This window comes from Hymenobacter sp. YIM 151858-1 (assembly GCF_025979705.1).
GTDB lineage: Bacteria > Bacteroidota > Bacteroidia > Cytophagales > Hymenobacteraceae > Solirubrum.
Window position 1 is genome coordinate 1,140,704 of record NZ_CP110136.1, and the last position, 26,128, is coordinate 1,166,831.

18 protein-coding genes, 1 tRNA gene and 3 rRNA genes are annotated in these 26,128 nt (G+C 58.6%); 17 read left to right on the forward strand and 5 right to left on the reverse strand.

Features of this window, described 5'->3' with window-relative positions; translation table 11 throughout:
• Nucleotides 1-44 precede the first annotated feature (44 nt).
• Nucleotides 45-500 carry a DUF3592 domain-containing protein gene (locus OIS50_RS05085; protein WP_264693248.1) on the reverse strand — a complete coding sequence of 152 codons (456 nt, stop codon included), beginning with the start codon at nucleotides 498-500 and terminating at the stop codon, nucleotides 45-47.
• 70 nt (nucleotides 501-570) lie between these two features.
• On the opposite strand from OIS50_RS05085, the gene OIS50_RS05090 reads away from it, so the two are divergent.
• From OIS50_RS05090 to OIS50_RS05105, 4 genes are all read left to right on the forward strand, one after another.
• Nucleotides 571-975, forward strand: coding sequence for a DUF4259 domain-containing protein (locus tag OIS50_RS05090; RefSeq protein WP_264693249.1), 405 nt, complete (start codon nucleotides 571-573; stop codon nucleotides 973-975).
• Between the two features lie 6 nt (nucleotides 976-981).
• The gene (locus tag OIS50_RS05095) at nucleotides 982-1,413 is read left to right on the forward strand and encodes an EamA family transporter (RefSeq protein WP_264693250.1); all 432 of its coding nucleotides are present in this window, start codon (nucleotides 982-984) and stop codon (nucleotides 1,411-1,413) included.
• Between the two features lie 354 nt (nucleotides 1,414-1,767).
• Nucleotides 1,768-2,925, forward strand: coding sequence for an MFS transporter (locus OIS50_RS05100; RefSeq protein WP_264693251.1), 1,158 nt, complete (start codon nucleotides 1,768-1,770; stop codon nucleotides 2,923-2,925).
• Nucleotides 2,926-3,092: 167 nt separating this feature from the next.
• Nucleotides 3,093-4,805, forward strand: coding sequence for a catalase (locus OIS50_RS05105; protein WP_264693252.1), 1,713 nt, complete (start codon nucleotides 3,093-3,095; stop codon nucleotides 4,803-4,805).
• Nucleotides 4,806-4,899: 94 nt separating this feature from the next.
• Here the strand turns inward: OIS50_RS05105 and OIS50_RS05110 are convergent, their stop codons facing one another.
• The 3 genes from OIS50_RS05110 to pdxH all read right to left on the reverse strand — a co-directional run bounded on the left by OIS50_RS05110 (nucleotide 4,900) and on the right by pdxH (nucleotide 7,544).
• A complete protein-coding gene (locus OIS50_RS05110; protein ID WP_264693253.1) occupies nucleotides 4,900-5,481 on the reverse strand; it encodes a Maf-like protein in 582 nt (193 codons plus the stop codon).
• A complete protein-coding gene (locus tag OIS50_RS05115) occupies nucleotides 5,456-6,775 on the reverse strand; it encodes a DUF1015 domain-containing protein (RefSeq protein WP_264693254.1) in 1,320 nt (439 codons plus the stop codon). The genes OIS50_RS05110 and OIS50_RS05115 overlap by 26 nt, the downstream gene beginning before the upstream one ends.
• 118 nt (nucleotides 6,776-6,893) lie before the next feature.
• Nucleotides 6,894-7,544 carry a pyridoxamine 5'-phosphate oxidase gene (pdxH, locus tag OIS50_RS05120; protein ID WP_264693255.1) on the reverse strand — a complete coding sequence of 217 codons (651 nt, stop codon included), beginning with the start codon at nucleotides 7,542-7,544 and terminating at the stop codon, nucleotides 6,894-6,896.
• Between the two features lie 269 nt (nucleotides 7,545-7,813).
• On the opposite strand from pdxH, the gene OIS50_RS05125 reads away from it, so the two are divergent.
• From OIS50_RS05125 to OIS50_RS05180, 12 genes are all read left to right on the forward strand, one after another.
• Nucleotides 7,814-8,380, forward strand: a complete 567-nt coding sequence (locus OIS50_RS05125; RefSeq protein WP_264693256.1) for a YqgE/AlgH family protein — start codon at nucleotides 7,814-7,816, stop codon at nucleotides 8,378-8,380.
• A gap of 64 nt (nucleotides 8,381-8,444) precedes the next feature.
• Nucleotides 8,445-10,796 (forward strand): DUF349 domain-containing protein, encoded by a 2,352-nt coding sequence (locus OIS50_RS05130; RefSeq protein WP_264693257.1) that lies wholly within the window; start codon nucleotides 8,445-8,447, stop codon nucleotides 10,794-10,796.
• 831 nt (nucleotides 10,797-11,627) lie between these two features.
• A 16S ribosomal RNA gene (locus tag OIS50_RS05135) occupies nucleotides 11,628-13,142 on the forward strand.
• Nucleotides 13,143-13,345: 203 nt separating this feature from the next.
• A 23S ribosomal RNA gene (locus OIS50_RS05140) occupies nucleotides 13,346-16,255 on the forward strand.
• A gap of 99 nt (nucleotides 16,256-16,354) precedes the next feature.
• Nucleotides 16,355-16,466, forward strand: a 5S ribosomal RNA gene (rrf, locus tag OIS50_RS05145).
• The 16S, 23S and 5S rRNA genes sit together here, the layout of an rRNA operon.
• Nucleotides 16,467-17,911: 1,445 nt before the next feature.
• The gene (locus tag OIS50_RS05150) at nucleotides 17,912-19,024 is read left to right on the forward strand and encodes a porin (protein WP_264693258.1); all 1,113 of its coding nucleotides are present in this window, start codon (nucleotides 17,912-17,914) and stop codon (nucleotides 19,022-19,024) included.
• A gap of 325 nt (nucleotides 19,025-19,349) precedes the next feature.
• A tRNA-Thr gene (locus tag OIS50_RS05155) sits at nucleotides 19,350-19,422 on the forward strand.
• A 148-nt stretch (nucleotides 19,423-19,570) separates the two neighbouring features.
• Entirely contained in the window at nucleotides 19,571-20,890 is a 1,320-nt protein-coding gene (locus OIS50_RS05160; protein WP_264693259.1) for a site-specific integrase, read from the forward strand.
• A gap of 405 nt (nucleotides 20,891-21,295) precedes the next feature.
• Nucleotides 21,296-21,838, forward strand: coding sequence for a thermonuclease family protein (locus OIS50_RS05165; RefSeq protein ID WP_264693260.1), 543 nt, complete (start codon nucleotides 21,296-21,298; stop codon nucleotides 21,836-21,838).
• 56 nt (nucleotides 21,839-21,894) lie between these two features.
• On the forward strand, nucleotides 21,895-22,530 hold the full coding sequence (locus OIS50_RS05170) for a DUF6266 family protein (protein ID WP_264693261.1): 636 nt from the start codon (nucleotides 21,895-21,897) through the stop codon (nucleotides 22,528-22,530).
• 186 nt (nucleotides 22,531-22,716) lie between these two features.
• Nucleotides 22,717-23,376 carry a hypothetical protein gene (locus tag OIS50_RS05175; protein ID WP_264693262.1) on the forward strand — a complete coding sequence of 220 codons (660 nt, stop codon included), beginning with the start codon at nucleotides 22,717-22,719 and terminating at the stop codon, nucleotides 23,374-23,376.
• An 80-nt stretch (nucleotides 23,377-23,456) separates the two neighbouring features.
• The gene (locus OIS50_RS05180; RefSeq protein WP_264693263.1) at nucleotides 23,457-24,029 is read left to right on the forward strand and encodes a hypothetical protein; all 573 of its coding nucleotides are present in this window, start codon (nucleotides 23,457-23,459) and stop codon (nucleotides 24,027-24,029) included.
• A gap of 203 nt (nucleotides 24,030-24,232) precedes the next feature.
• On the opposite strand, the gene OIS50_RS05185 is transcribed toward OIS50_RS05180, so the two are convergent.
• On the reverse strand, nucleotides 24,233-24,919 hold the full coding sequence (locus OIS50_RS05185; RefSeq protein WP_264693264.1) for a DUF1353 domain-containing protein: 687 nt from the start codon (nucleotides 24,917-24,919) through the stop codon (nucleotides 24,233-24,235).
• Nucleotides 24,920-25,131: 212 nt separating this feature from the next.
• Between OIS50_RS05185 and OIS50_RS05190 the strand changes: the two genes are divergently transcribed.
• Entirely contained in the window at nucleotides 25,132-26,127 is a 996-nt protein-coding gene (locus OIS50_RS05190; protein WP_264693265.1) for a hypothetical protein, read from the forward strand.
• The last annotated feature ends 1 nt before the right edge of the window (nucleotide 26,128 follow it).

Consider the following 26,128-nt stretch of genomic DNA (forward strand, 5'->3'; position numbering starts at 1 on the left):
CCTCAACTCTTTGCTTAAGAGTAGTGAGCAAGATTGTTGCCTTTTCAACGAAACAGACGCCATACCGAACTCAAAGCTTGTTGCAGTATTCCAACGCGTTCGGCGAAAACCATAACTCCGAACACTAGGCAAAACACACCTACTCTCTTGATTGCAGTGAGAATAGGGTGCGGATCGTAGATGTTGAAATCGAAAGGATTAGATGGCGAGTACATCACATTAACCCGTTTGCCAGGTCGATCGAATAGCGGACTCATCTGAGTTTCTGTATACCCTTCAATCACTTCGCCGTACTCGGTTGTAAACCGTAGCAAGGGCATCAACTCAAACCTAATCTTATATGGAGACGCTTCTCGCTTCTGCAAACGCCATTTTACTAGTGTAGCCTGAGCCGGAATACCATCAACCTGGAAGGTTTGAGTGTTGATCGAATCATATATGGTTTGAACTGCAAGTCCGAAAGTAACTGCTATCCCACCTAGCATTAAAAAGGCGTCCATTTAAGCGGAATTATTGGTTATAGGTAACAAAGCAAAGAGAAACATTTTGTAGCAAACTTAAATACATCACATGGCCACCTGGGGACACCGCAACTTCGATAACGACACGGCCGCCGATTTTGCTGGCGACTTCCGCCAGCACCCCAACGAGGCCATGCTGCTGGCAGCGCTGGCCACCGTTTCCGAAGCCGAGGACGACGAACGCATTGAGGCTGCTGAAGCCAGCGAGGCCCTGGCTGCCGCCGAAATCGTGGCCGCTATTTTGGGCAAGCCCACCCGCGACTTCCCGGCCGATGTCATCCCCGTTATCGTGAAAATGAACCCCGGCGAAAGCGAAGACCTGCGCGAGTTGGCCCAACAAGCCGTGGAGGCCGTAATGCGCCGCTCCGATTTGCAAGCCCATTGGGCCAACCAGGGCGAAGCCGCCGAGGGGTGGGTGCAGGTGCAGCAGGATCTGCTCCATCGGCTTCAATAACGCCCTATGCACTGGCTTGTACTCGCGCTGCTCACGGCCCTTTCGCTGGCCGTTTATAATTTCTTCATCAAGCTGGCCTCCGACCACGTGCAGGCAGCGGTAGGGGCCGTGGTGCTGCAGCTGGTGGCCGCGGCCCTAGGTGCCGTTTGGCTGCTGAAGCTCAAGCTGGAAGGCCAACCCCTGATGGCCACGCCCAAAGGCCTCGGCCTGGCCGCCCTGGCCGGCCTGGGCGTAGGCCTGGCCGAAATCCTGACGTTTGTGGTGTTTGGGCGGGGGGTGTCTTCGTCGGTGGGTACGCCGGTAATCGTGGGCGGCTCGGTGCTGCTCACGGCCCTTATGGGCGTGCTGATAGCGCGCGAAACCTTAACTCTGCCGCAAGTTTTGGGCCTGCTGCTGATTGTGGGTGGCATTGCCCTCTTGGCCCGGGGGCACGGATAAAACACCTAGGGCCGCGCCCGCACCCATTGCACCGGCGGCTAAGTGCTGCTGCCCAGCCTACAGTGGCCCCTCACGCCATGGCGCCAACCAGTACCTAGGGAAACCGCCCACGCCAAGCCGGCGGCTTGCGCTGGCAGGCAGCTGCTTGCTGCTTAAGCTAATGATTGCTTATGCGTTACCAGTGTTATGCATCACGACTGAAAAATAATTTGGCCCGCAAACGTTTGCAACTCACTCATTACCAAACGCTTTTCGGGGGTTGCCGTACTTTTGGGCTGCCGCTGAATCCTGTGTGCTGAGGTAGCCCGCCCGAGGGTGCCGTTCAGGTGCGCGTCATTTTCGTCCGGATCGTTCATGAGTACAATAGCAATAGCGGGGCAAGCAACCCCGCGCACGCATCGGCTTGCCGTTGCGGCTTGGTTTTTTCTGCAAGGGCTGATTTTTGCCAGCTGGGCCTCGCGCATACCTTCCATACAGCAACGCATGGGGTTTTCCGATGCTACGCTCGGGCTGGTGTTGTTGTCGTTGCCGGTGGGGCAGCTGCCGTCGTTGCCGCTGTCGGGGTGGCTGATTCATAAGTATGGCAGCCGGCGCACGGCTATTGCCGGTGCTGTGCTCTACAGCATCACCCTGGTGAGCCTAGGTTGGGCGCAGGTGCCCTGGCAGCTGATTGCGGGCCTGGTGGTGTTTGGTTTCGCCAGCAACCTGATGAATATCTCCATCAACACCCAGGCGGTGGGAGTGGAGGCGCTCTACGAACGCCCGATTATGGCCTCCTTTCATGGCATGTGGAGCCTGGCAGGCTTTACCGGCGCGGCCATTGGTACCGGCATGATAGCCGCCGGCGTTATGCCCGAGTACCACTTCCTGCTCGTGCTGGCCCTTATTCTGGCGGGCGTGGTGCTCACCTACGGCTCCTTGTTGCCGCACTCCCCCGACGACGAAGCCGCCGATCAGCCCTTGTTCGTGCTGCCCGATCGTACGTTGCTGGGCCTGGGCGCCATTGCTTTTTGTGCCCTTATCTGCGAAGGAGCCATGTTTGATTGGAGCGGCGTGTACTTCAAAAAAGTAGTGCAGGCCGATAAAGGCTGGGTTGGCGCGGGCTACACGGCCTTCATGAGCACCATGGCCATGGGTCGTTTCGGGGCTGATTGGCTTACCAGCAAGCTAGGCGCCAAGCGCGTCATTCAGCTGAGCGGCTTGCTCACGGCCGCGGGGCTGCTGACGGCCGTGCTGCTGCCGGCGCTGCCTACGGCTTTGCTGGGCTTTATGCTGGTGGGTTTTGGCACGTCGTCGGTGGTGCCGCTGGTGTTCAGCGCAGCGGGCAAAAGCACCGTGGTGCCGGCCGGGATGGCCCTGGCTGCGGTGTCTACAATTGGCTTTCTGGGCTTTTTGGTGGGCCCGCCCGTAATCGGGCTGATTGCGGGCGCCACCAGCCTACGCATCTCCTTCACGCTTATAGCCCTGATGGGACTTTGCGTGGCGGCCGTGGCCAGCAAAGCGCGGGTGTAGCGTGTATATGGTTGGGCTTGTGATTGTTGTGCGGCTTCAGTAGCATAGCCGGCAATACCAGCAAAGCAGGTAAGGGCTCCTGTTTCTTCCGGAGAATTATTCTCCGGAAGAGAAACCGTAGGCACACCTTGTTGGTATACCATACACAACCTACAACCAGTTCGCCTATGACCCCTAATTCCCAAAATCCTCAGGACCCGGGCCACAACGGCCATAATGGGCAGCACGCGGGTAACGGCCACAACCCCGTCAACGGCACGGGTACTGCAGTTACCGGCACGGGCACCTCGCAGGATCAGCGAACCGCAGCCGGCGAAGACGCCCAAACCCTTACCACGCGGCAGGGCCACCCGCTCAGCAACAACCAGAACATCCGCACCCTAGGTAACCGGGGCCCGGCCACGCTGGAGAACTACGCTTTCATCGAGAAGATCAGCCACTTCGACCGGGAGCGGATACCCGAGCGCGTGGTGCACGCCCGCGGGGCCGGGGCCCACGGCGTATTTGAGGCCTACGGCAAAGTAGGCGACGAGCCGATTGAGAAGTACACCCGCGCCAAGCTCTTCAATACGCCCGGCAAGCAAACGCCGGTGTTCGTACGCTTCAGCACCGTAGGCCACGGCGGCCACTCGCCCGAAACCCTGCGCGACCCGCGCGGCTTTGCGGTGAAGTTTTACACCGAAGACGGCAACTGGGACCTGGTGGGCAACAACCTCAAGGTATTCTTCATCCGGGATGCAATGAAGTTCCCGGACCTGATTCACTCGCAGAAGCCCGACCCCATAACCAACCGCCAAAGCGGCGAGCGGATTTTCGACTTTATCTGCAACACTCCGGAGGCCATGCACATGGTTTCCTTCCTGTTCTCGCCCTGGGGCATTCCGGCCAACTACCGCCAAATGCAGGGCTCGGGCGTGAACACCTACAAGTGGGTAAACGCCCAGGGCGAAGCCGTGCTGGTGAAATACCACTGGGAGCCGTTGCAGGGCATTAAAAACCTGACCGCCGCCGAAGCCGAAGCCATTCAGGCCAAGAACTTCAACCACGCCACGCAGGACCTGTACGAGGCCATTGAGCGCGGCGACTATCCGCAGTGGGAGCTGCTGGTGCAGATTATGTCGGACGATGAGCACCCCGAACTAGACTTCGACCCGCTCGACGACACCAAGCTCTGGCCGCAGGATCAGTTTCCGTGGCTGCCCGTGGGCAAGATGACCCTGAACCGCAACCCCGAAAACTACTTCGCCGAGGTAGAGCAGTCGGCGTTCGGTACCGGGGTGCTGGTGGATGGCCTCGATTTCTCCGACGACAAGATGCTGCAGGGCCGTACGTTCTCGTACTCCGATACGCAGCGCTACCGCGTGGGCACCAACTACCTGCAGCTGCCCATCAACGCGCCCAAAAAGCACGTGGCCACCAACCAGCGCGACGGCCAGATGGCCTATCACGTGGACGCCGCGCCGGGCCAGAACAACCACATCAACTACGAGCCCAGCTCGCTGAACGGCCTGAAGGAAGCACCCCGCAGCGCCCCCGACCACATGCCGCAGTACACCGGCCGGGTAATGCGCCAAACCATCGACCGGCAAAACAACTTCAAGCAGGCCGGCGAGCGGTACCGCCTGCACGAAGACTGGGAGCGCGACGACCTCATCAGCAACATGGTGGGCGCCCTGGCCGATGCCAACAAGGTCATTCAGGACAAGATGATTGAGCTGTGCACCAACTGCGACCCGGACTGGGGCAACCGCCTCGCCGACGGCCTGAAAACGGCCGCGAAGAACAAGCAGAACAAAGGCGGCAACCAGTACAACGAGGTTAAGCAGAAGCAAGCTGTAGCCGAGGCCGAAGCTCAGGCACATGAAGCCAAGCCGTATTAGCCAGGTTGAGCGTTAAACGTTGGGAAAGAAAAAGGGCCGGATGCGAATCCGGCCCTTTTTGTTTAAGCAGGGACCCTAGATGCAGTTAGATTAACTACTGCTCCACACCAAAGCCCAGCTTTTCCAGCTCCTCGTACACGCGGTGCACGGGCAGGCCCATCACGTTGAAGTATGAACCCTCCAGCCTTGTTACTGCTACCAAGCCAATCCAATCCTGTGCGCCGTAGGCGCCGGCTTTGTCGAGGGGGCGGTAGTTGCGCACGTAGTGACGGATTTCTACCTCCGTAAGCTCGCGGAAGTACACCCGCGTCTGGTCCGAAAACACAATTTGCTGGCCCTCGCCCGTGAGCAAGCATACGCCTGTGTACACATCGTGGAAGCGGCCCTGCAGCAGCGTGAGCATTTGCACGGCTTCTTGCTCGTCGGCGGGCTTGTTGAGCACTTGCTCATCCAGGCACACGATGGTATCGGCCGTGAGCAGTACATCGTTGGGCTGCAAATCTTCGGCGTAAGCACTGGCTTTGTGTGCCGCCAGGTACTCGGCTATTTCGGCGCGCTGCAGGTGCGGCGGGTACGTTTCGTCTACTTCCTTCAGACGCACTTCGTAAGCAAGCCCTAGGTCGGTGAGCAGCTGTTTGCGCCGGGGCGAGTTAGAGGCTAGGAGTAAACGGGGCATAGGGCACGGGTTCGTCGTCGCGGATGCTCGTGAAGAGCAGCCCGCCGAGCGTTTTGGGGTAGAAGAAGGTTGATTTGGGCGGCATTACGGCGCCGGTGTGGCACACGCGCTCCACTTCGTCCATCGTCACTTCGTTGGTGATGATGGCCGCGCGGGCTTCGCCGGAATCCACGCGCTTAAGGCATTCCGGAAAGTTGCGCACGTAGGCCACGCCCGGCCACTGCCGCTGGGCGTCGGGCCCCGCAATACCCAGGGCGCGCTCGAGCACGAAGTAGTGCATCACGGTCAGGTCGAGGGCTTTTACCTCGGGCGTGGTATCCCAATCCAGCAACGCATGCGCATCGGGCCGCAGGCGCAGTTTGTAGGGCTGCCCACCTAGGTACAACCCGAAGGCCCACTGCTTGCCAGCTATGATCTCGGGCAGCACGTAGGCATCTTCCTGCGGAGTTACTACAAAATACAACCCCAGGCGCTCCAGGAATTCTTTATCGGTCAGGCCATGGGGTAGCTCGAGCAGCAAGCGGTGCGTGGGCAGAATGCGCAAGTCGTCGGAGGCGGCGTTGGTGAGGTACATCAGGTGGTAATGCCACGGCTCATGCCCGTTGTGGGTTGGATCGGCGGCTATCCGGGCCTGGCGGTAAGCCAACGAGCCCTCGTAACGGTGATGTCCATCGGCCAGAATAACCTGCTTCTCGCGCAGTAACTCCTGAAAGCGCCGGATAATTTGGGCATCCTGAATCACGGCCAGCACATCGCGCGCGCCCTGGTAATCCTCCTCGGTCTGGCAAAGCGGGTCGAGGATGGCCTCGTCGAGGTAGCGCTCCAGCTCGTGCGCATCGTCGCGGTAAAGCCCGTGCGTGGCGCTGGTCTGAAACTGCGTACGCGCCAGCAGCTCGGCCCGGTCGTTTACGGCTGCCGGCAGGGTGTTTTCGTGGCGAAGCACTACGTTTTCGGCCCAGTCGTAGGCGCGAATGTGGCACATAAAGCCTTTGCGGCAGTACTCGCGCGTGCTGCCCGGCAGCCGGAAGTACTGGTAGTAAGCGTAGATGCCAGGCAAAGCATCCTGATGCAGTACGCCCGTTTGCTGCCACTCAATCAGCCGGCGCAGGGCTTCTCCGGCGGGGTCGTCGCCTTGCCTAGGTACCGACAGGTGAATGCTGTTCAGCGGGTTGTGGTACAGCACTTCGCGTTGCTTTTGCGACACCACGTCGAACAAAGGCGACACGTAATCATCGATACGCTGGCTTAGCTCGGGGTTGTAGCGCCACGCGCGGATGGGTTGTATTTCGGCCAACTTTTTAGGTGACAAGTAACAGGTAACACGTGACAGGTTTAGGGTGATGGGGTGACAGGTGGCTCGTATCAGGTCAGAAAACTCCACCTGTTACGTTTCACCTGTTACTTGTCACCATTTAAGGAGCCAAGCGGGTGCGTTGCCAGCCGGCCATGGTGCGTTCGTACAGCAGCCGGTCGTGGAGGCGCGAGGGGCGTCCTTGCCAAAACTCTACCCGCTGCGGGCGCAGGATGTAGCCGCCCCAGTGCGGCGGGCGTGGCAGCGGGTCTTGCTCGGCGAAGCGTTGCGTAATGTCCCGCTCGCGTTGTTCCAGCTCTTCGCGGCTGCCAATGGGCTGGCTTTGCGGCGAGGCCCACGCACCAATCTGGCTGCCCCTAGGTCGGCTCTGAAAATATTCCGTCGACAGCGCGTCCGGTGCTTTCTCCACCACGCCTTCTATTCTTACCTGGCGCTCCAGCCCCGGCCAGAAAAACGTCATGGCTGCTTTGGGCGTAGCGGCCAGCTCTTGTCCTTTGCGGCTTTCGTAGTTGGTATAAAACAAAAAGCCGGCGTCTTCGGGCAATCCTTTCAGCAGCACTACGCGCGCCGAGGGCTGGCCATCGGGGCCAACGGTGCTTACCGTCATGGCAGTCGGCTCATCAACCTGCGCTTGCAGGGCTTCATCGAGCCAGCGTCGGAACTGCCGAATAGCATCCGGGTCGGCGGCTGCTTCGCTGAGGTCGTGCTGTGCGTACGTTTTCCGTAAGTCGGCGAGGTGTTGATCTTGCATACACTGGCAAAATTGAGCCCCGCAAAAGTAGCCTCATTTTGCTCCCAACCTAGGTCCGGGCACCCTCACAACAGTAAGCAGCGCTCAAGAATTGCTTATGTTGGAAGGGCAAGCCACCGTTAAGCACCTAGGCGTTTTTTGGAACCTGCATTAGCCTCGCCAACGTAAGCCCTAAAAGCACTTGGCTTACTTGCCGGCTTCTCAGCCCTTACCTGCAACGAACCTAGGTCTTGCTGGCCGCACTGTTTCACGTTTTTAATGCCCCATCCATGACCAGCCTCACCAACGGCAGCTTGCTGATTTCGCAGCCCTTTCTGGGCGACCCCAACTTCGAGCGGTCGGTGGTATTGCTCTGCCGCCACAGCGACGAGGAAGGCTCGTTTGGGCTGATGCTCAACCGGCCTACCACCGTATCCCTGGGCGACGCCATGAGCCTGCCCGAAGGCGACGCGCACCCGGCCGCCAAGCTGGTGTTGCACGTGGGCGGCCCCGTGCAGCCCGATACGCTGCACTACCTGCACCGCCGTTCCGATATCCCCAATGCCGAGCCCATCGACCAGGATGTATACTGGGGCGGTGATTTTGAAGTGCTGCTCGGCCTCATTGCTTCGGGCGAGCTAACTGAAAATGACTTACGGCTTTACGTTGGTTATTCGGGCTGGACAGCCGGGCAGCTTGCCGGCGAAGTGCAGGAAAATACTTGGATAGTACATCCAAATGCTGCCGGGAAAGTATTTACTTTGACTACTGATGCCTTCTGGCAGGCTATCTTGCGCGAAAAGGGGGGGCGTTACCGCGTCCTGTCCAACTACCCCGTCGATCCGCGCCTGAATTAATTTGACCGCCGCCTGCCCGGCCTGCTCGCTCTGCGGTCAGCCGGGCTGTTTTGTTGAGAGAACCATGCTACCCGAGAACGAAAATACCGCCCCCAACCGCCCCGATCAGGATTCCGAAACGCCAATGAGCATTCTGGAACGTCGGCTGGCCGAAATTGCGCAGGCACGTCAGAACCCCGACGAGCCCAATGCCGATGCTTCAACCGAGGGCCCACAGGCCGCATCATCACCTGAGCAGGACCTCACGCCCCAACCTGCCGAGGTAAATATGGCTGTGCCATCCGCCGCCGATATTCCGCCCCCCGCAGCCTCGGCTTCGGAGCAACCCGATTCTGCTGCCAACCCCGAGCCCGGCGGAGCAGCTCATCCTGCGCCAACTTCCTCCGAACAGCGTGCAGAGGCTCACTACGGAAACCTAGGTCCTGGCGCGGTTGCGGCCGCCGCCGAGGCCGGTACTTCGTTCGCTCCTTCGGCCGAGCAAGCTGCCCCAATTGGGGCCGCAGCCCCCGACGAGCAAGCTCCTGTGGCCGTGCGCGAACCGGAGCAACACTTGGCCCAGGCTTCCGCTATCGAATCCGCATCAGCGCCCATTGGGTCGTTGCCTACTTCCAACAACGAATCAGCAGCCGAAGCGGCAAAAGCGCTGGCGGCCGATGAACACGAGGAGGATTATGTGCCCGAAACGCCGGCTCCGGATTTTAGCAAGCTCGATCTGGCAGCTCAGGGGAACTACCTGTTAGGCCTGCTTCAACGGCCCGATGCCCGGCAAAATCGCCGCCAGATCCTCGACCTGCACCGCCAGTACGAGCAAGCTATCAATGCAGACCGTAATGGTGCCCGCCAACGGTTTGCCGAAGGCGGTAACGACCCCGAAGCCTTCAGCTACGCTGGCCCCGATGGCTATGCCGAGGTAAGCCGAGGTTTTCAGGAGTACCGCGAAGCCCGGGTCCGCGATGCAAAGCAAGAAGATGAGCAACGCATTCAAAACCTTGCTCGCAAGCAAGAGCTCCTAGGTCAGCTGCGTCAACTCGTCGAATCGGCCGAAACAAAAGACAGTTCGGCACGCATTAAGGCGCTGCAAGCAGAGTGGAAAGCCATCGGCCCGGTGCCGCAGCAGCAGGCGCAGGAGCTATGGAATAGCTACCACGCCCTGCTCGACATATATTATAACAACCGCGGCCTCTTCTTCGAGATGAAGGAGCTGGACCGCCGGCGAAACCTCGAAGCCAAGGAAGCACTAATCCAGCGCGCCGACGCTTTGTCTCAGCAATCCAGCATCAACAAAGCCCTGACGGAGCTGCGCCAGCTCCACGAAGAGTGGAAAACCGTTGGGCCGGTACCCAATGAGATGCGCGAACCACTGTGGCAGCGTTTCCTGCAAGCTTCGGAGAAGGTACACGAGCGCAAGCGTACTTTCCTCGATGCGCGCTCGGCTCAGGAGAATGCCAACCTGCAGCGTAAGCAGGAATTACTGGCTCAAATCGTGCCCTTCGGTGAATTCCGCACCGAGCGCGTTAACGAATGGCGCGCTAAAACGGATGAGCTTCAGGCGCTGAAGGAGCAGTGGGATGCCGCCGGTTTGGTGCCTCGCAGCCAGGCCGAAACCATGAACAAGCAGTTTTGGGCTGCTTACAAAGGGTTCTTCCAACACAAAAATCAATTCTTCAAAGCGCTTGACGAGGAGAAAGCGCGCAATCTGAAGGCGAAGCTTGCCTTATGCGAGCAAGCCGAGGCCGCGCTCGAAAATCCCAACTGGGAAGAAGCCCGTGAAACGGTTATCCGGGTCCAGAAGGAATGGAAGGGCATTGGTCGCGTTCCGGAAAAGCAGTCCGATAAAATCTGGCATCGTTTCCGCACAGCCTGCGACGCTTTCTTTGAGCGCAAGCACCAGGAAACCCGGCAGCGTGAACAACATGCTCAGCAGCTTTCGCAAGAGCAGGCCACTCGGCTAGACCGCATTGCCTCCCACGTAGCTACCCTTTCAGTCGACAATCCTGGTTCCCCCGAAGGCCTGCAGGCTTTGGTTGAGGAATGGAGCCAAGGCGACGGGCAGTCGGGTAATAGGAGAGGAGGTGCTGCCCAGGCTGAGGAGAAGTTCTTGGAGTTGATGGGTAAATACATCGACACCATTCCAGGGCTTACCTATGTCGAGCGCGAAGACCTGCTATTCCAGTTGCAGATACAGCGTATGAAGTCTAACCCCGATGCTCAGCAACTCTTATATAGAAAGGAGCAGAGCTTGCGTCGTGAAATCAATGAGCTTGAAAACGACGTATCAACCCTACAAACGAACCTCGACTTCTTTGCCCGATCTAAAAACGCAGGGCAACTGCGCGAGGAATACCAAGGCAGAATAGACGAAACTAAAATCCGCATCGAGCGCCTAAAGCGTCAGCTGCGAGTGGTTCGTAGTTAAGCGGAAAGCCAAACAGCGAAGGGTCCGGTTACCATGTGTAATCGGGCCCTTCGCTGTTTGTTATTGACTTACAACTAGTTAAAGCATTGTTCGCATTGTTCAGTAAAAATCATCCGATTCTTTGAACCGATTAGAGGCATTCGTCTGTCTGGTAAAAGCTATTGATAAGCTGTATCGATAGTGCTTGGTAATCAGTTGTGGCTTGTCGCCTTATCTCAAATTTTTTAGCACCGCCTTGAATTGTTATAACCACTTATGAGTTATGCCTTTCGGTGTCCTTTTGCGGTTAGGTTGACACACGCCAAAGTACAGTTTAGCGGGAAAAGTGCAGAATAACACTTGCGCAAACGCACCCGGCCTGCTACTTTTGTCCTCCTCTTCAGCCGGAAGGGGGCGCTAACGGCGGGAAACGACCGGTTTTGGGCCGGCGCGCTTCGTTAAAAAAAAAAGTTGGGCCAAGGGCTTGCGGCCGCGAAAAAGTGGCTTACCTTTGCAGCCCGCTTCACCCGGAGGCGGCCGCTACGGCAGGCGAAACGGAAGGTTCGAAAAAAAATCTTCGAATTGCTTGCGAAACGAAAAAGGCCTCGTACCTTTGCCACCCCGAACGGAAACGCCGCTCGGCAAACGAGAAAAGCCCCGGCTGAGACGCTCAGCCGCACCGCGAAAAACGAGAGGTTTTTGGCGCGCGTTCTTTGAAAGACTGGAAAGACAAAAGGTAAGACCGCCCTGCTTTGGGGCAGGGCGCGCAGCAAGCGTCGCAGGACGCTCGCATGCACGGGTCGGATCAGCACTCGACACGGCTTCGGCTTCGGCCGGAGCGACTGATTTTTTACAATGGAGAGTTTGATCCTGGCTCAGGATGAACGCTAGCGGCAGGCCTAATACATGCAAGTCGAACGCGGGGCAGCGATGCCCCGAGTGGCGCACGGGTGCGTAACGCGTAGGCAATCTGCCTACTTCTGGGGGATAGCCCGCCGAAAGGTGGATTAATACCGCATAAGACCACGGCGCGGCATCGCGCAGGGGTTAAAGAATTTCGGAAGTAGATGAGCCTGCGTGCCATTAGCTAGTTGGCGGGGTAAGGGCCCACCAAGGCGACGATGGCTAGGGGAGCTGAGAGGCCGATCCCCCACACTGGCACTGAGATACGGGCCAGACTCCTACGGGAGGCAGCAGTAGGGAATATTGGGCAATGGCGGAAACGCTGACCCAGCCATGCCGCGTGCCGGATGAAGGCCTTCTGGGTTGTAAACGGCTTTTGACCGGGAAGAAAAAACCCTTGCGAGGGGAATCGACGGTACCGGTTGAATAAGCACCGGCTAACTCCGTGCCAGCAGCCGCGGTAATACGGAGGGTGCGAGCGTTGTCCGGATTTATTGGGTTTAAAGGGTGCGTAGGCGGCCCGGTAAGTCCGTGGTGAAAGCCCCTCGCTCAACGAGGGAACTGCCATGGATACTGCCGGGCTTGAGTCCAGACGAGGTTGGCGGAATGGATGGTGTAGCGGTGAAATGCATAGATACCATCCAGAACCCCGATTGCGTAGGCAGCTGACTAGGCTGGTACTGACGCTGAGGCACGAAAGCGTGGGGAGCAAACAGGATTAGATACCCTGGTAGTCCACGCCGTAAACGATGGATACTCGCTGTGGGCAATATGACGGTCCGCGGCTTAGCGAAAGCGTTAAGTATCCCACCTGGGGAGTACGCCGGCAACGGTGAAACTCAAAGGAATTGACGGGGGCCCGCACAAGTGGTGGAGCATGTGGTTTAATTCGATGATACGCGAGGAACCTTACCTAGGCTAGAATGCGCGTGACCGGCCCAGAGATGGGCCTTTCCTTCGGGACACAAAGCAAGGTGCTGCATGGCCGTCGTCAGCTCGTGCCGTGAGGTGTTGGGTTAAGTCCCGCAACGAGCGCAACCCCTATGTTTAGTTGCCAGCGCGTCAAGGCGGGGACTCTAGACAGACTGCCTGCGCAAGCAGCGAGGAAGGCGGGGACGACGTCAGGTCATCATGGCCCTTACGCCTAGGGCTACACACGTGCTACAATGGGCGGTACAGCGGGTTGCCACGCAGCGATGCGGAGCCAATCTCGAAAAGCCGTTCTCAGTTCGGATCGCAGTCTGCAACTCGACTGCGTGAAGCTGGAATCACTAGTAATCGCGTATCAGCAACGACGCGGTGAATACGTTCCCGGGCCTTGTACACACCGCCCGTCAAGCCATGGAAGTCTGGTAGACCTGAAGCCGGTGCTCGTCACAGAAGCCGGTTAGGGTAGAACAGGTAACTGGGGCTAAGTCGTAACAAGGTAGCCGTACCGGAAGGTGCGGCTGGATCACCTCCTTTCTGGAGCAATCCGATCCGTGAGCTGGCCTTGGCTTGCTACGCCTTTTGTCTTTTCATCTTTCAGCTGCACCGGGCAACAGGCCCGGTACACGTTCTTTGACGTAACGGCTAGCAAACATAGAAGATAAGCCTGCCCGAGCAATCGGGTGGGCATCACACGAGCAAACGACAGTTCCCTGCTTACTCGGGAACGACCGTTACTTACGGAAGTAACGAAGGGCGCACGGGGGATGCCTAGGCTCTCGGAGGCGACGAAGGACGTGATAAGCTGCGATAAGCTTGGGGGACGGGCACATACCGGTTGATCCCGAGATTTCCGAATGGGGCAACCCACTTGGTTGAAGACCAAGTATCCGAATCCGCAAGGACGGAGGCGAACGCGGGGAACTGAAACATCTAAGTACCCGCAGGAACAGAAAATAACAATGATTCCCCCAGTAGTGGCGAGCGAACGGGGACGAGCCCAAACCGGGTTGGTTACGGCCAGCCCGGGGTTGTAGGACCGCGGCGTGGGACCTTTTTACGGTAGTCGAAACAGGTGGGAAACTGTACCAGAGACGGTGAGAGTCCGGTAGACGACATTGTAAAAGGCCCTAGCGGGATCCTGAGTAAGGCGGGGTTGGAGACGCCCCGTCTGAATCCGCCGGCACCATCCGGCAAGGCTACATACTCCCGAGAGACCGATAGTGAACCAGTACCGTGAGGGAAAGGTGAAAAGAACCCCGGATAGGGGAGTGAAAAGAACCTGAAACCGTGCGCTTACAAGCGGTCGGAGCTGCTAGGTGCAGTGACGGCGTGCCTTTTGCATAATGAGCCTACGAGTTGCTCCTCCCTGGCGAGGTTAAGCGTCTGGAGACGCGGAGCCGCAGCGAAAGCGAGTCTGAACAGGGCGCAGAGTCAGGGGGGGCAGACGCGAAACTTTGTGATCTACCCATGGGCAGGGTGAAGGTTGGGTAACACCAACTGGAGGCCCGAACCAGTTTCCGTTGAAAAGGATTTGGATGACCTGTGGGTAGGGGTGAAAGGCCAATCAAACTGAGAAATAGCTCGTACTCCCCGAAATGTATTGAGGTACAGCGTCGTGGTCGAGTCACCTGGAGGTAGAGCTACCGATTGGACTAGGGGGTGTCACAGCCTACCGAATCCAGACGAACTCCGAATGCCACGGTGATATACACGGCAGTGAGGCCTGGGGTGCTAAGGTCCCAGGCCGAGAGGGAAAGAACCCAGACCATCCGCTAAGGTCCCTAAATCCGGGCTAAGTTGAACAAAGGAGGTCCAGTTGCCTTGACAGCCAGGATGTTGGCTTGGAAGCAGCCATTCATTTAAAGAGTGCGTAACAGCTCACTGGTCGAGCGACAGGGCATCGATAATACGCGGGCATCAAGTCCGGTACCGAAGCGATGGATTCATCCTATGGATGAGTGGTAGGGGAGCATTCCAGCAGCGGCGAAGCCACGACCGGGAGGCGTGGTGGAGCGGCTGGAAAAGCAAATGTAGGCATGAGTAACGATAATGGGGGTGCGAAACCCCCACGCCGATAGACTAAGGTTTCCTGCTCAACGCTAATCGGAGCAGGGTTAGTCGGGACCTAAGGCTAAGCCGACAGGCGATGACCGATGGCCAGCTGGTTGATATTCCAGCACTTGTTCAGTGGAGTGATGCGGTGACGGAGAAGTGAAAGGCACGCGGGCGGACGGAAGTGCCCGTTGAAGCGCGTAGGTATAGGACCGGTAGTGAAGTACGCCGGTTTTGCCGAAACGTGATAGTAGGCCAAGCCCCTCGGGGCGCGGCCATAGTTGCCCTAATCAGACTCCCAAGAAAACCCGCTAAGCGTTTACCGCTGGACAACCCGTACCGCAAACCGACACAGGTAGTCAAGGAGAGCATCCTGAGGCGCTCGAGTGAATCACGGCCAAGGAACTCGGCAAAATGGTCCTGTAACTTCGGGAGAAGGGACGCTTCCTCCTAGCAATAGGAGAAGCCGCAGTGAAAAGGCCCAGGCGACTGTTTAACAAAAACACATGGCTTTGCGAACTCGCAAGAGGAAGTATAAGGCCTGACACCTGCCCGGTGCCGGAAGGTTAAGAGGGGGACTTAGCGCAAGCGACGGTCTGAATCGAAGCCCCGGTAAACGGCGGCCGTAACTATAACGGTCCTAAGGTAGCGAAATTCCTTGTCGGGTAAGTTCCGACCTGCACGAATGGTGTAACGATCTGGGCGCTGTCTCAGCCGTGAGCTCGGTGAAATTGTAGTCTCGGTGAAGATGCCGAGTACCCGCCACGGGACGGAAAGACCCCGTGCACCTTTACTACAGCTTGACATTGACCCTGGGCACCGCATGTGTAGCATAGGTGGGAGGCGTTGAGCCGGGGGCGCCAGCCCTCGGGGAGCCGACGTTGAAATACCACCCTTGCGTTGCTTGGGGCCTAATCTCCAGGAAGGGGAAACAGTGTCTGGTGGGTAGTTTGACTGGGGTGGTCGCCTCCAAAAGTGTATCGGAGGCTTTCAAAGGTCCGCTCAATCCGCTTGGTAACCGGATGCAGAGCGCAATAGCAGAAGCGGGCTTGACTGTGAGGCCGACACGCCGAGCAGGGTCGAAAGACGGATATAGTGATCCGGTGGTTCCGCATGGAAGGGCCATCGCTCAAAGGATAAAAGGTACGCCGGGGATAACAGGCTGATCTCCCCCAAGAGCTCATATCGACGGGGAGGTTTGGCACCTCGATGTCGGCTCGTCACGTCCTGGGGCTGGAGAAGGTCCCAAGGGTTCGGCTGTTCGCCGATTAAAGTGGCACGCGAGCTGGGTTCAGAACGTCGTGAGACAGTTCGGTCCCTATCTGTGGCGGGCGTTGGAATGTTGACAGGACCTGACCTTAGTACGAGAGGACCGGGTTGGACCAGCCGCTGGTGTACCAGTTGTGCCGCCAGGTGCAGCGCTGGGTAGCTACGCTGGGTCGAGATAAGCGCTGAAAGCATCTAAGTGCGAAACTCACCTGAAGATGAGCATTCCGTTGTATAAGGTCCGTGGCAGATCACCACGTCGATAGGCCGCAGGTCTTAAGCCGGAAACGGCCAGCCGAGCGGTACTAATGAACCGAACGCTTCCGAACCAGTGCCTCGTGTTTTCCCCTTCTGCGTTTGCTGGCCGTGCGTCACAAGTTCACGGCTCCCGCCGCCCCCACCGGGGGGCCGGGATGTCCGCTCACGACAATGGTGGCTTTAGCCCGGGTGTTCACCTCTTCCCATTCCGAACAGAGTCGTTAAGCCCCGGAGCGCCCATGGTACTGCCTTCGCCGGCGGGAGAGTCGGTCGCCGCCAACCCTTGTCTGTTCGCGCTGCCCCCCGCGGGTTCCTCCCCCAGGAACCGCCGCGGGGGGCAGTCCGCGTTGCGGGGAATGTGTATTGCACCCCGAGGCGGAGCGCTTGCGCGGGCTGTCAGGGTGCGCGTAGTCTGACCATATGTAGGTCCTGTAATTGAACTATCTGATCAAAAAACTACCGTCCCATCCTCTATGTCAGGCTCTTAACTACTTCATGGTACTCAACTCGTGCGGTGCCCACTAATTGCTTCATCACTGTAACTATATTTCTCTGTTCCCTATATGGCCCGAAGCATTCCTTACAGGGTGTGGTCCTGCTTTGGCATCATTAGGTTTAGGATTATTAGGTATCTTGACAGCGGTCAGCAGTTGAACCAAGCAAAACACAAATTTGCCCACCCTGCGTTTGGCTACGGATACAAATACAGACCCTGAGGAGGGGCAGCTGGCCTGTTCGTGAAGCAGGTTGGGCGCCAGTACCCCCTAAAGAAAGCGGCCGTGGCAGGCAAAGTGGATGACCACCGCACGCATGTGCGGGCCACAGTAATGGCGTTCGAGCAGCCGTGTCCGGCCCAGCTTGCTGGTGCGCCGCGTGCCAATCAATATCTGCCGCTTGCTCCCCCGTTCACCCCAACATGCACGTCGAATTCTCGGTTTGCTTCACGTTTTGGTTGTCCAGTAAGAGCATGGCTGGCATCGCCCTTCGCGCACGCGTTCAGCCTTCATCAATCTGCTATAGAGGTGCGGGCGCTTGCCGTCTCGTTGCCAGCGACGTCAGGAGTAAGACACCGACATACAGTTAGGTGACACCTTTGGCAGGACTGGTAACACGTGAGGCACACGTACAGTAAGGCATTGACGATTTGGAGCAGGTACAAGTGGCGTTTACATGGCAGCGGTAGCAAGGGAACTAGCTTGCTACTGTGAGTCGGTAAGTGGTTGACAGCGCTAAGCCGTAATGCGGAACGGAGCCTGTGAACCCCATTCACAACTGGCTGGATCGTTTCTGTTTCCACCTACACCATCCCTAAAAGCCATATGAGTTTTGGCTGACTGGGTTACTAACCTACCAAGCTGGGTTGGTTAACAGTCGCTAGTACCTATGGCGGGGTAGTGATTCTTACGGTACAAGCCTTATGCGACAAATGGTCCGGGCAAGGTTCAATGCTAGCTCAGGTGCTAGTGGCGACAGTCGTCCAGGCCATCGTTGCGGAAAGGAATTAACACAAGCGGAAAGTGTCCGATCTACGCAAATGGGCCGCTTATGCTGGTGCGGGCTATTTTGTTTAGCAGTGCTTACGCATTGTAGTTGTGCTATGCGTGGTGACAGAATACTGATAAGCCATGAAGCCAGCAGTGCACCTATTCACAACACCTTTTTAGCCTATGTTGCAGTACATTCAGCCCAGATGCCCAACATCATTTTGTAAGGCACTGGGACTGCGCATGAGAAAGAACACGTTACTGCTGTTGGGATTGGTGCTATCAGGCAAAGGGATGGGTCAAGACCAATTCAGCATCGGCACGATGGACTCGACGGCCACGCAAAGCAGTTCAATTGCTTTGTTTGGCTTTGCAGATGCGTATTGGGGTATTGATGCAGTAAGCAAGAACCGCCAACGGCCGTACTTTTTGTACTCGCACAGCCGCAGCAACGAACTTGCTTTAAACAACGCCATTCTTGGGGTTAGGTACACCGATGAGCAGGTGCGAGGATCAGTGGCGCTACACGCTGGGACATACGTAGAGGCGAATTACGCCTCCGAACCCCAGTCCTTGCGGCACGTGTACGAAGCCTATGCTGGTTTTCGCCCTGTGCCGAAAACCTGGCTCGACCTAGGGATTTTCCAGTCGCACATTGGGTTTGAATCGGCCATCAGTAAAGACAATTGGACGCTTACTCGCTCGCTCATGGCCGAGAATTCGCCCTACTACGAAGCTGGCGCGCGCCTTTGCTACGAACCCAACACCCGTATCAGCTTCACGGCTTTGGTGCTCAACGGTTGGCAGAATCTGCGGGATAACAACCGGGCAAAAGCCCTAGGTACGCAGGTACTCTGGAAGCCAAACAGGCAGCTAGCCATCAACTCCAGTACGTTTTTCGGCAACGAACAACCGCAGGATTCTACCCGGCGCCGGCGCATTTTTCATAATGCCTACGTAAGTTATGCGGCAACACCCCGATTGGCGCTGGCAGTGGTGTTTGATGTAGGGTGGCAGCAAAGAGAGCTAAGCCGTAGCGCACCATACGATGTATGGTACACAGGCGCAGCCTTCCTGCGGTATCGCTTGAGCAGCAAATGGAGTGCTACCGTGCGGGGAGAGTTTTACCGCGCGGCGCGCGGCGTGGTTATCCGCTCTGTGGCACCTAGGGCGGCTGAGCAATCGGTGCGCTTAGCAGGTGCATCGGTGAACTGCGATTACGCTCCGAGTGCTATGGTGCTGTGCCGCCTGGAAGGACGAGTGCTGCGGAGCGCCGCCCCGCTGTTTGAGGACGGAAACAATAGCCTCCGCCAGTTGTACGCCAATATTACCTCCAGCATTGCTATAAGCTTCTAGGCCGCGGCAGTTTATGGCGGTATGCGGTGCAGGGCCATCAGCCTACAAGGTGCTATTCGTGCGGTGGTCCACGGCTTAATGCCCTTAAATCTTACCCAGCTTGTGCAAGATTCTTCTCAATCATCAACTACTCAACATGCGTCTGAAAAGGCGTAAATCTCCCTGGTAAGTAGTTCATTGTATTTGAATAGGACGTTAGGTCGGACCTGCGTTTGACCCCAAAAACCGGCAATCGGGAAGCTGCTGCAAAGGGTTGGTGAAAGGAAATTTGCATCTTCCGTTTGGTCCTTTCGCATTAAGCTATTAGGTTTGCGCCACATTTGACGCCTCCTTAGCTCAGCTGGTAGAGCAACTGACTTGTAATCAGTAGGTCGCTGGTTCGATCCCGGCAGGGGGCTCACTCTTACCATACCGGAGTGCCCGGAAATTGGCTTCTCGCGCTGCGAAAGCCGGTTTCCGGGCTTTTTGCGTTCAGGGGGTTCGGCACTTCTGGGCGTGAAACTTTCACTTTGGAGCGTCGCTGACGCTACCCTACACGCTACCTGTATGGTAACCCAATTTGTGCTGCGGAAGCAGAAGCAAAACAAGGCCGGAGAGTGTCCGGTATACCTGATGGTTTATTTCGACGGTGCCCGGTTGGCTTGTTCCACCGGCGAGAAGTGCAAGCCGTCGGACTGGAACGAAGACCGGCAACAGTTTCGCCGCTCCTACCCGCTGGCGGAGGAGGCCAATGACATGCTGCAGCGAATGGCAGCCGATGTGCTGAAATGGTGGCGCGGGGTACGGGCGTCGGGCGAAGTGCCCACGGTAGCCGGCCTGAAGGCGGCGCTGCACCCTGCCGCGCCCAGTGCGGCGCCGGCACCGCTGCTGCTTGTCGAGGAGCTGTCGGCATTTCGGGAGGTGATGCGGCGCCGGGGGATGATGTGGAACACGCTGCGGCACTACCTGGTGACGGGCAATTGGCTGCGGGACTTTGAGGCGTGGTCGGGACGCCGGCTGACGGTGGCGGGCTACGACCTGGCTACGCACGACGATGTACTGGCTTACCTGCGCGAGGAGCGTGAGTTAAGCACCAATTCGCTGTACACCGTGGGAAAGGACCTACGTCGCCTTTTTGGCTATCTGCGCGACGAGCGGGGGCAAGTGCTGAGCGTGGAGCCGGCCAAGCTGCGCGTGGGCTGGCAGGATACGGATAAGGTCTACCTATCGGCGGAGGAGCTGGAGCGGCTGCGAACGGCGGTGCTGCCGACCACCCTGGCGCCGGTGCGGGACGTGTTCTTGTTTTGCTGCTACACCGGCCTGCGCTACTCGGACGTGCTGCAGCTGCACGGCGGCAACGTGGAGGCCCTGCCCGACGGTTCGGGTCGGGTGTTGCGCCTCACCCAGACCAAGACGCGCACGAAAGTGAGCGTGTACCTGACGGCAGCCGCGGCGGCGCTGCTGGATAAGTACGCCGGGCCAGAGCGAACGGGCAACGGGGCGCGGTTGCTGCCGGTGTACCAGAACCAGGTAATGAACCGCTACCTGAAGCACATCGGACAGTTGTGCGGGTTGCAGCGGGCAGTGGAGCTGGTGGATATCTCGGGCGGGCAAGTGCGCAAGCAGGCGGCGGCGCTGCACGAGCTGGTGACCATGCACACGGCCCGGCACACGTTTGCCACGCAAAGCCTGCTGCGCGGAATGCCGGTGGAGGTGCTGCAGAAGATTATGGGGCACGCCAACATCAAGACCACGCTGGTCTACGCCAAGATTGTCGAGGACTTCCAGCACCAGACCATGCGCCGCATCTGGGAAGGTCAGGGCTCTGCTTCCGACAATGCCGGGGCTCTGGACAGCCGGATTTGCGCCGTGGAAACCGCGGCCTGAGTTAACACATTCAACCCCATAAAGAATGCGGCTCGCCAACCCGGCGGGCCGCATTCTTTATAGCGGTTCTCGGGCCAGTGTACCCTTCGTTTCGCGTTCCAAAGCCTAGGCTTCAAACCATGGGCTATTGAGAGAAGGTAAGCGGGCTGCGAAACTGCATTAGGTGCCGGATGAGGTTGGGTAGCAGGGCGTAGTGGAGGTCGAGAGTTACTGGGAGCAGGGTGGGTGAGGACAGTTAAGGTAGATGTAGGCGCTGCGGTTGGAAGTACTGATACGCATAGGTGTATATAAGTGTAACATTAATCGGCTTTATGTGTAAAAATGTATATTTTTGGAGTCATGAAGCGTATTCAAAATACACTTATATGTATTTCCTGGGTCTGTGCGGCCCATGCTCAAACTTCGGTGCACACCTCTGAGCTGCGGCACCTATTGCCGAAAGCCGGGTTGCCGCCCGTGCATGCGCCCGCTGCGGGGAGCCGTCCGGGCTGGGTTTGGGGCTCGGTTCGGCAAGTGCTGGATGGAGACACCTACGATGTGCAGCTGCCGGCCGGGCGTTTTCGGGCGCGGCTGCAAGAGGTGGACGCGCCGGAGCTGGGACAACCCTACGGCCGGCAGGCGGCGGATTCGGTGGCCGCGCTGCTGCGGGGCCGCTCGGTGCAACTCATGGTCACAGGCAAGGACGGGTACGGCCGGGGGCTGGTAAACATCCGGTGGCGCTCGGCGCGGGGGTGGGTACGGCTGGATTCGGTGGCGGTGGTGCGGGGCTGGGCCTGGGCCTATAATCCGCGCACCACAACGCCCGGCCTAGCGCCCCAGCAGCAGCTGGCCCAGGCCCGGCACCGGGGCCTGTGGAAATGCGGCACGGCCGCGCCGATCCGGCCGGCCGTGTGGCGGGCCTACAACAAGCAAGAAAAAATAGCCGGCTGGGGACGCTGCTCCTGGTAGGCGATGCGCGCAAACAAGCAGCAACAACCTTTCTCACCCTTCAACCCCTTTCAACGATGGCACGCATTTACAGCCCGCTGGGCAACATCAAAGGCAGCATCGGCAACCTCACCTTCTCGGGTGGGACCGGCAACAACCAGCTGCGCCAGAAAATCGCCAGCAATGGCAGCAACACCCCCGCGCAGCAGAACACGCGCAGCCGCTTCAAGCTGCTGGCCGAGCTGTTCCGCAAGTTCGCCGGCGCCGCGCAGGCGGGCCTGAAAACCCAGGGCGGCCGCTCGGCCTACAACCGCTTCGTGCAGCAGAACTTCGTGAACACCCAGGCCGACGCGCAGAACGTGGCCACGGTGGACTACCTGAAGCTGGTGCTGTCGGGCGGCGCGGTGGAGCCGCTCTCGGGCGTGGCGGCCGTGCTGGACGCGGCGGCCGGCAAGGTGACGGTGAGCTTTGCCGACAACTCCAACGGCAACACGGCCGTGGACACCGACCGGGTAAAGGCCGTGCTGGTGCACAAGCAGACCGGCCGCGTGCTTACGCAGGCCGACGAGGACGTGACCCGCACCGACGGCTCGGTGGAGCTGGAGGACGACGCGCTTGTGGGCGCGCAGCCCGCCGACCTGGTGGCCTACGCCTTCGCCTACCGCGCCGACGGCTCGGACGCCTCGGCCACCTCGGCCGTGCAGGTCGGCTAAGGCCGGCGGAGCAAGCCGCTTCGGTCCGTTCAGGACCGGGGCGGCTTTTTGCATCCGGGCCGGATAGCGGCGCTGCCGGGCACCTGGGAGCCACCGGCCGGAAAGCTAGGAGGAGCCCCGGAGCAGCCCGGGTCCGCTACGCGGCCCGGTTCAGTGGTATTTTTTCAACATTACTCTTTGAGGACCATGGCACGCACTGCCTATCAAAAACAAGCCGATACCCGCACGAGAAAGGCGCTGAGCCTGCGGGCCAAATACGACGCCCGCATCCGCAAGTATGCGCAGGCGCTGATTACCGCCATCGGCGGGGCAATGGACGCCAAGAGCCGGCTGGACCGCATCAATCAGCTCTACGGGGTGGACCTGAGTACGGAAACGCTGTTGGCGCACAGCGTGCGCGTGGGCGACTTCGGCCCTCAGCTGGGCACGCTTCTGAATGAAAGCACCCCTGGAGAGGAGGTGCAGCTGTTCAACCCGACGCCCAATGGCAATGGCGGGGTGGCGTTGGCCCCGGAACTGCTCTTCGGGGAATCGCTGCCGCCGATCGGCCTGCCGCCGGTGCTGGATGCCACGCCGACGAAGCCGGCGCCCTCGTTCACGAACACGCTTAGCGCCACGGCCAATTCGGCCGCGGGTGTGACGCTGGCCGCGCAGGCGGGCGACACGCTGGCCTTCACCGCCCTGGCAGACGGCGGCGCGGCGCCGGTGAGCATGGACCTGTACCGCAACGGGCAGCAGGTGGCCGGGGTGGTGTACTTCGACCGCTACACGGGCAAGCCGTTCCGGTTTGAGGACAACACGGGGGCCTACACCTCGGCCTTTGCCCCGGGGAAAGTCAACCTGTAAGCTGCTCGTGGCACTTGGTGGGCCGGCCTGGGCACGCAGCCGGGGCTGGCCCTTTTCTTTCCATTCCAAACGCATTCAAGATGAGCAACATCAACAAGGCCCTGACGGGCATGCTGTACGGCGGGCCGGCGCTGGCGCTGGCCGCGGCGCCGTGGAAAAACAACGTGCAGGCGGTCTACGGCTTCAACGCCGGGGGCGACGCCTACACCGTGTTCAAACCCGGCAGCCTGTTCAACTCGCTCACGCACCTGCAGCCGGACGGCGCGTACATCGTTGCCGCGGCCGCGCCTGGCTTCGAGCTGCCGGGAGCCACGCTGGCGGCCAGCGCCGCACCGGCCGCCGCGCCGCCGGCGCTGACGATCAGCGACGTGTCTTTCGTGACTTTGCCGGAGCGCCCGTACATGCAGCTGACGTGCCGGGTGACGAGCAGCAACGGCGCGGACACGACGGCGGAGGTCTATGCCGCCTACCACTCGTCCAACACCCCCGACCAGGGAGCAGCCACGAGTACGCGGGTGCCCCTGGGGCAGGTGGTTTCGCTGCGCCTGCTGGAGGTACAAAACGACGGGATTTCATCGGGGGATATGATCAGCCTCGTGGCGGTTGCCCCGAGCGGGGGCGTCGGGCGTGCCTCGGCGATGCTGGACGGATAGGGCCCGACCGCGTAGGGCTCGGAACAAAAAGCCGGCTCCCTGAAAGGGGCCGGTTTTTTGGTTGCACGGATTCGGGGGCTGCGGCACAGGGTATTCCGCAGGTGGCCCTGGGGACCTGTTAGGAGACAGAGGGGCTCTCGGACCTTTACAAGAAGCCGGCACCGGTGCTGACGCTGTACCAGAAGCCGCTGAACCGCCAGTCGCTACTTAGTACCAGCGCCCGGCAGCGTTAGCACTCTATTACTTTTCAAGCTGTAAGCTGAAGCTTCCATGACACCATCTAAAACATCCAGCTCTGGGTCTTTGTCGTTTATGTAGTCGATTATTTCGTTCAATTGCGCCTTTTGCTGTGTAGCGGGCGCACTTGAAATATCGAGTTCGTTGATTTCCATCCTGGCTTTGCTGATGCTACCTGTTGAAGCAGGACTCCTGCCAGGAGTAGGAAACTCCCAACGAGGGCCAAAGAGCCAAACAGCTGCGTACATGATCTTGGCCTTTACAGGGTTGGTTCCACCTGCAACGCATGCGTCATAGAACATACGGTGAACCTGGCGCCAGCTCGCTTTATGAAATGATGCGCCTTTATTGTTCTCTGAACTGCAATATGCATCATGGACTAAAGCGGCCCCTACGTAAGGGTCATCGTATCTATCTCCAATGATTGCCAAAGCGGGCTTGGGGATGGACGCTCCATCAGTAATAGTTTGAACTGGGGCAGTCCAGACCTTGCCCGTGGTGTCAGTGTATGTATACAGCTGATTAGAGACGAAATCTTTGGGGGCTTTAACGAGGGGTGCTGTAGGAAGGTTAAAGCTTCCTTTGCGAGGCGGATTTACCCGAATGGCGCTTATGAAAACTAATGCGATGATGAGGAGTCCTAACTTTTTCATGATGCATATAAGGTTGTTTGGAGGTTAGCAAAACCTTATGCTAAGCGCATTGGTAGGAGTACCACTCAGCTCAAGCGTTGCTGCACTAGTAATTGTATAAATATTAATTAATTTATAAATATTCAAAGCAGTGTTTTGATAAAAAGCTTTCAATCTACTTGCTCAGCTGGAGTATAGGCAGCTTCTTGCCTGCAGACTATACCCATTTTCCCATGAGTAGAATAGCTGAATACCGGCTTCATTTAGAAGAAGCCAGACAGCGTGGAATGTTTTCGTCAGACGCATTCGAGGGAGTGGCGGTACCGCGCGGCCGGTACATGCACTACTTCTGGAACGCTCATTGGTTAGGTAGTGGCCTTACCTGGGATGAATTTGAACGGGTGTACGAGGCAGCCCGCAACCATGGGGAGGCGTTATATTACCTCAACAAACGCGGCTTGTCGGAGCAATGGCGCAATACGGAGCGGCTGGTGTCGATGGGTGTACCCTTCGCGCAGGAGTTTTCAGACTGGCTGCACCAAGGGGAACTGCGGGAGTCGCCACCAAGTGCGCTGCTGATGCAGTGCCTGAAGGAGTTGCCGCGGACGAATGCCGAGCACCTGCCGCGGATGATGGACGCAATTTCCTATCTGGTGCTGAACCGCATCACCCTGCGCGCCGGCGAGCAGCACTACCGCATCACAGACCTCGAGTTTTATTACCGGCGCGAATCCGGGCACGCAGATCCTTACGTTCACGGCGGCCCAGAGCAGCGGAAAACCGGCACCTGGTTTTACAATATGGCCGGCGGCTTGGACTTAACGTGCGGCGATGAGCACAGCGAAGGCGGCATCCTGTTGCGCGGGCTGCAGAAGCTCGGTGCAGCGCCTGCTTACTTCGTCAGCGGTGTACAGCTGGTGTTGCGCGAGTTGGTATCGGCACTGGGCAATGCCGTGGCGGAAGGGAAAGGCTGGCAGCTGGTGGCTGCCGAGGCGCCTACAGATGAGCCGGTTTGGCGTACCAGCCGCGAGGGGTTGGTGGGAAAGGATGATTGCGTGGCCCAAGACTTCGCGGCCCGCAAATACCGGCATTTGAGCGGCTCGGGGTACCTGGGCAGCTTGAAGGGCAAAGAGAAACTGCTGAAAGAACTGGTGGGCGATAAGCAAGTAAAAGCGGAAGATGTGGCCGCCTTGTTGGGGTATCGGGCCAAGTGGACGGCTACAACGTGAG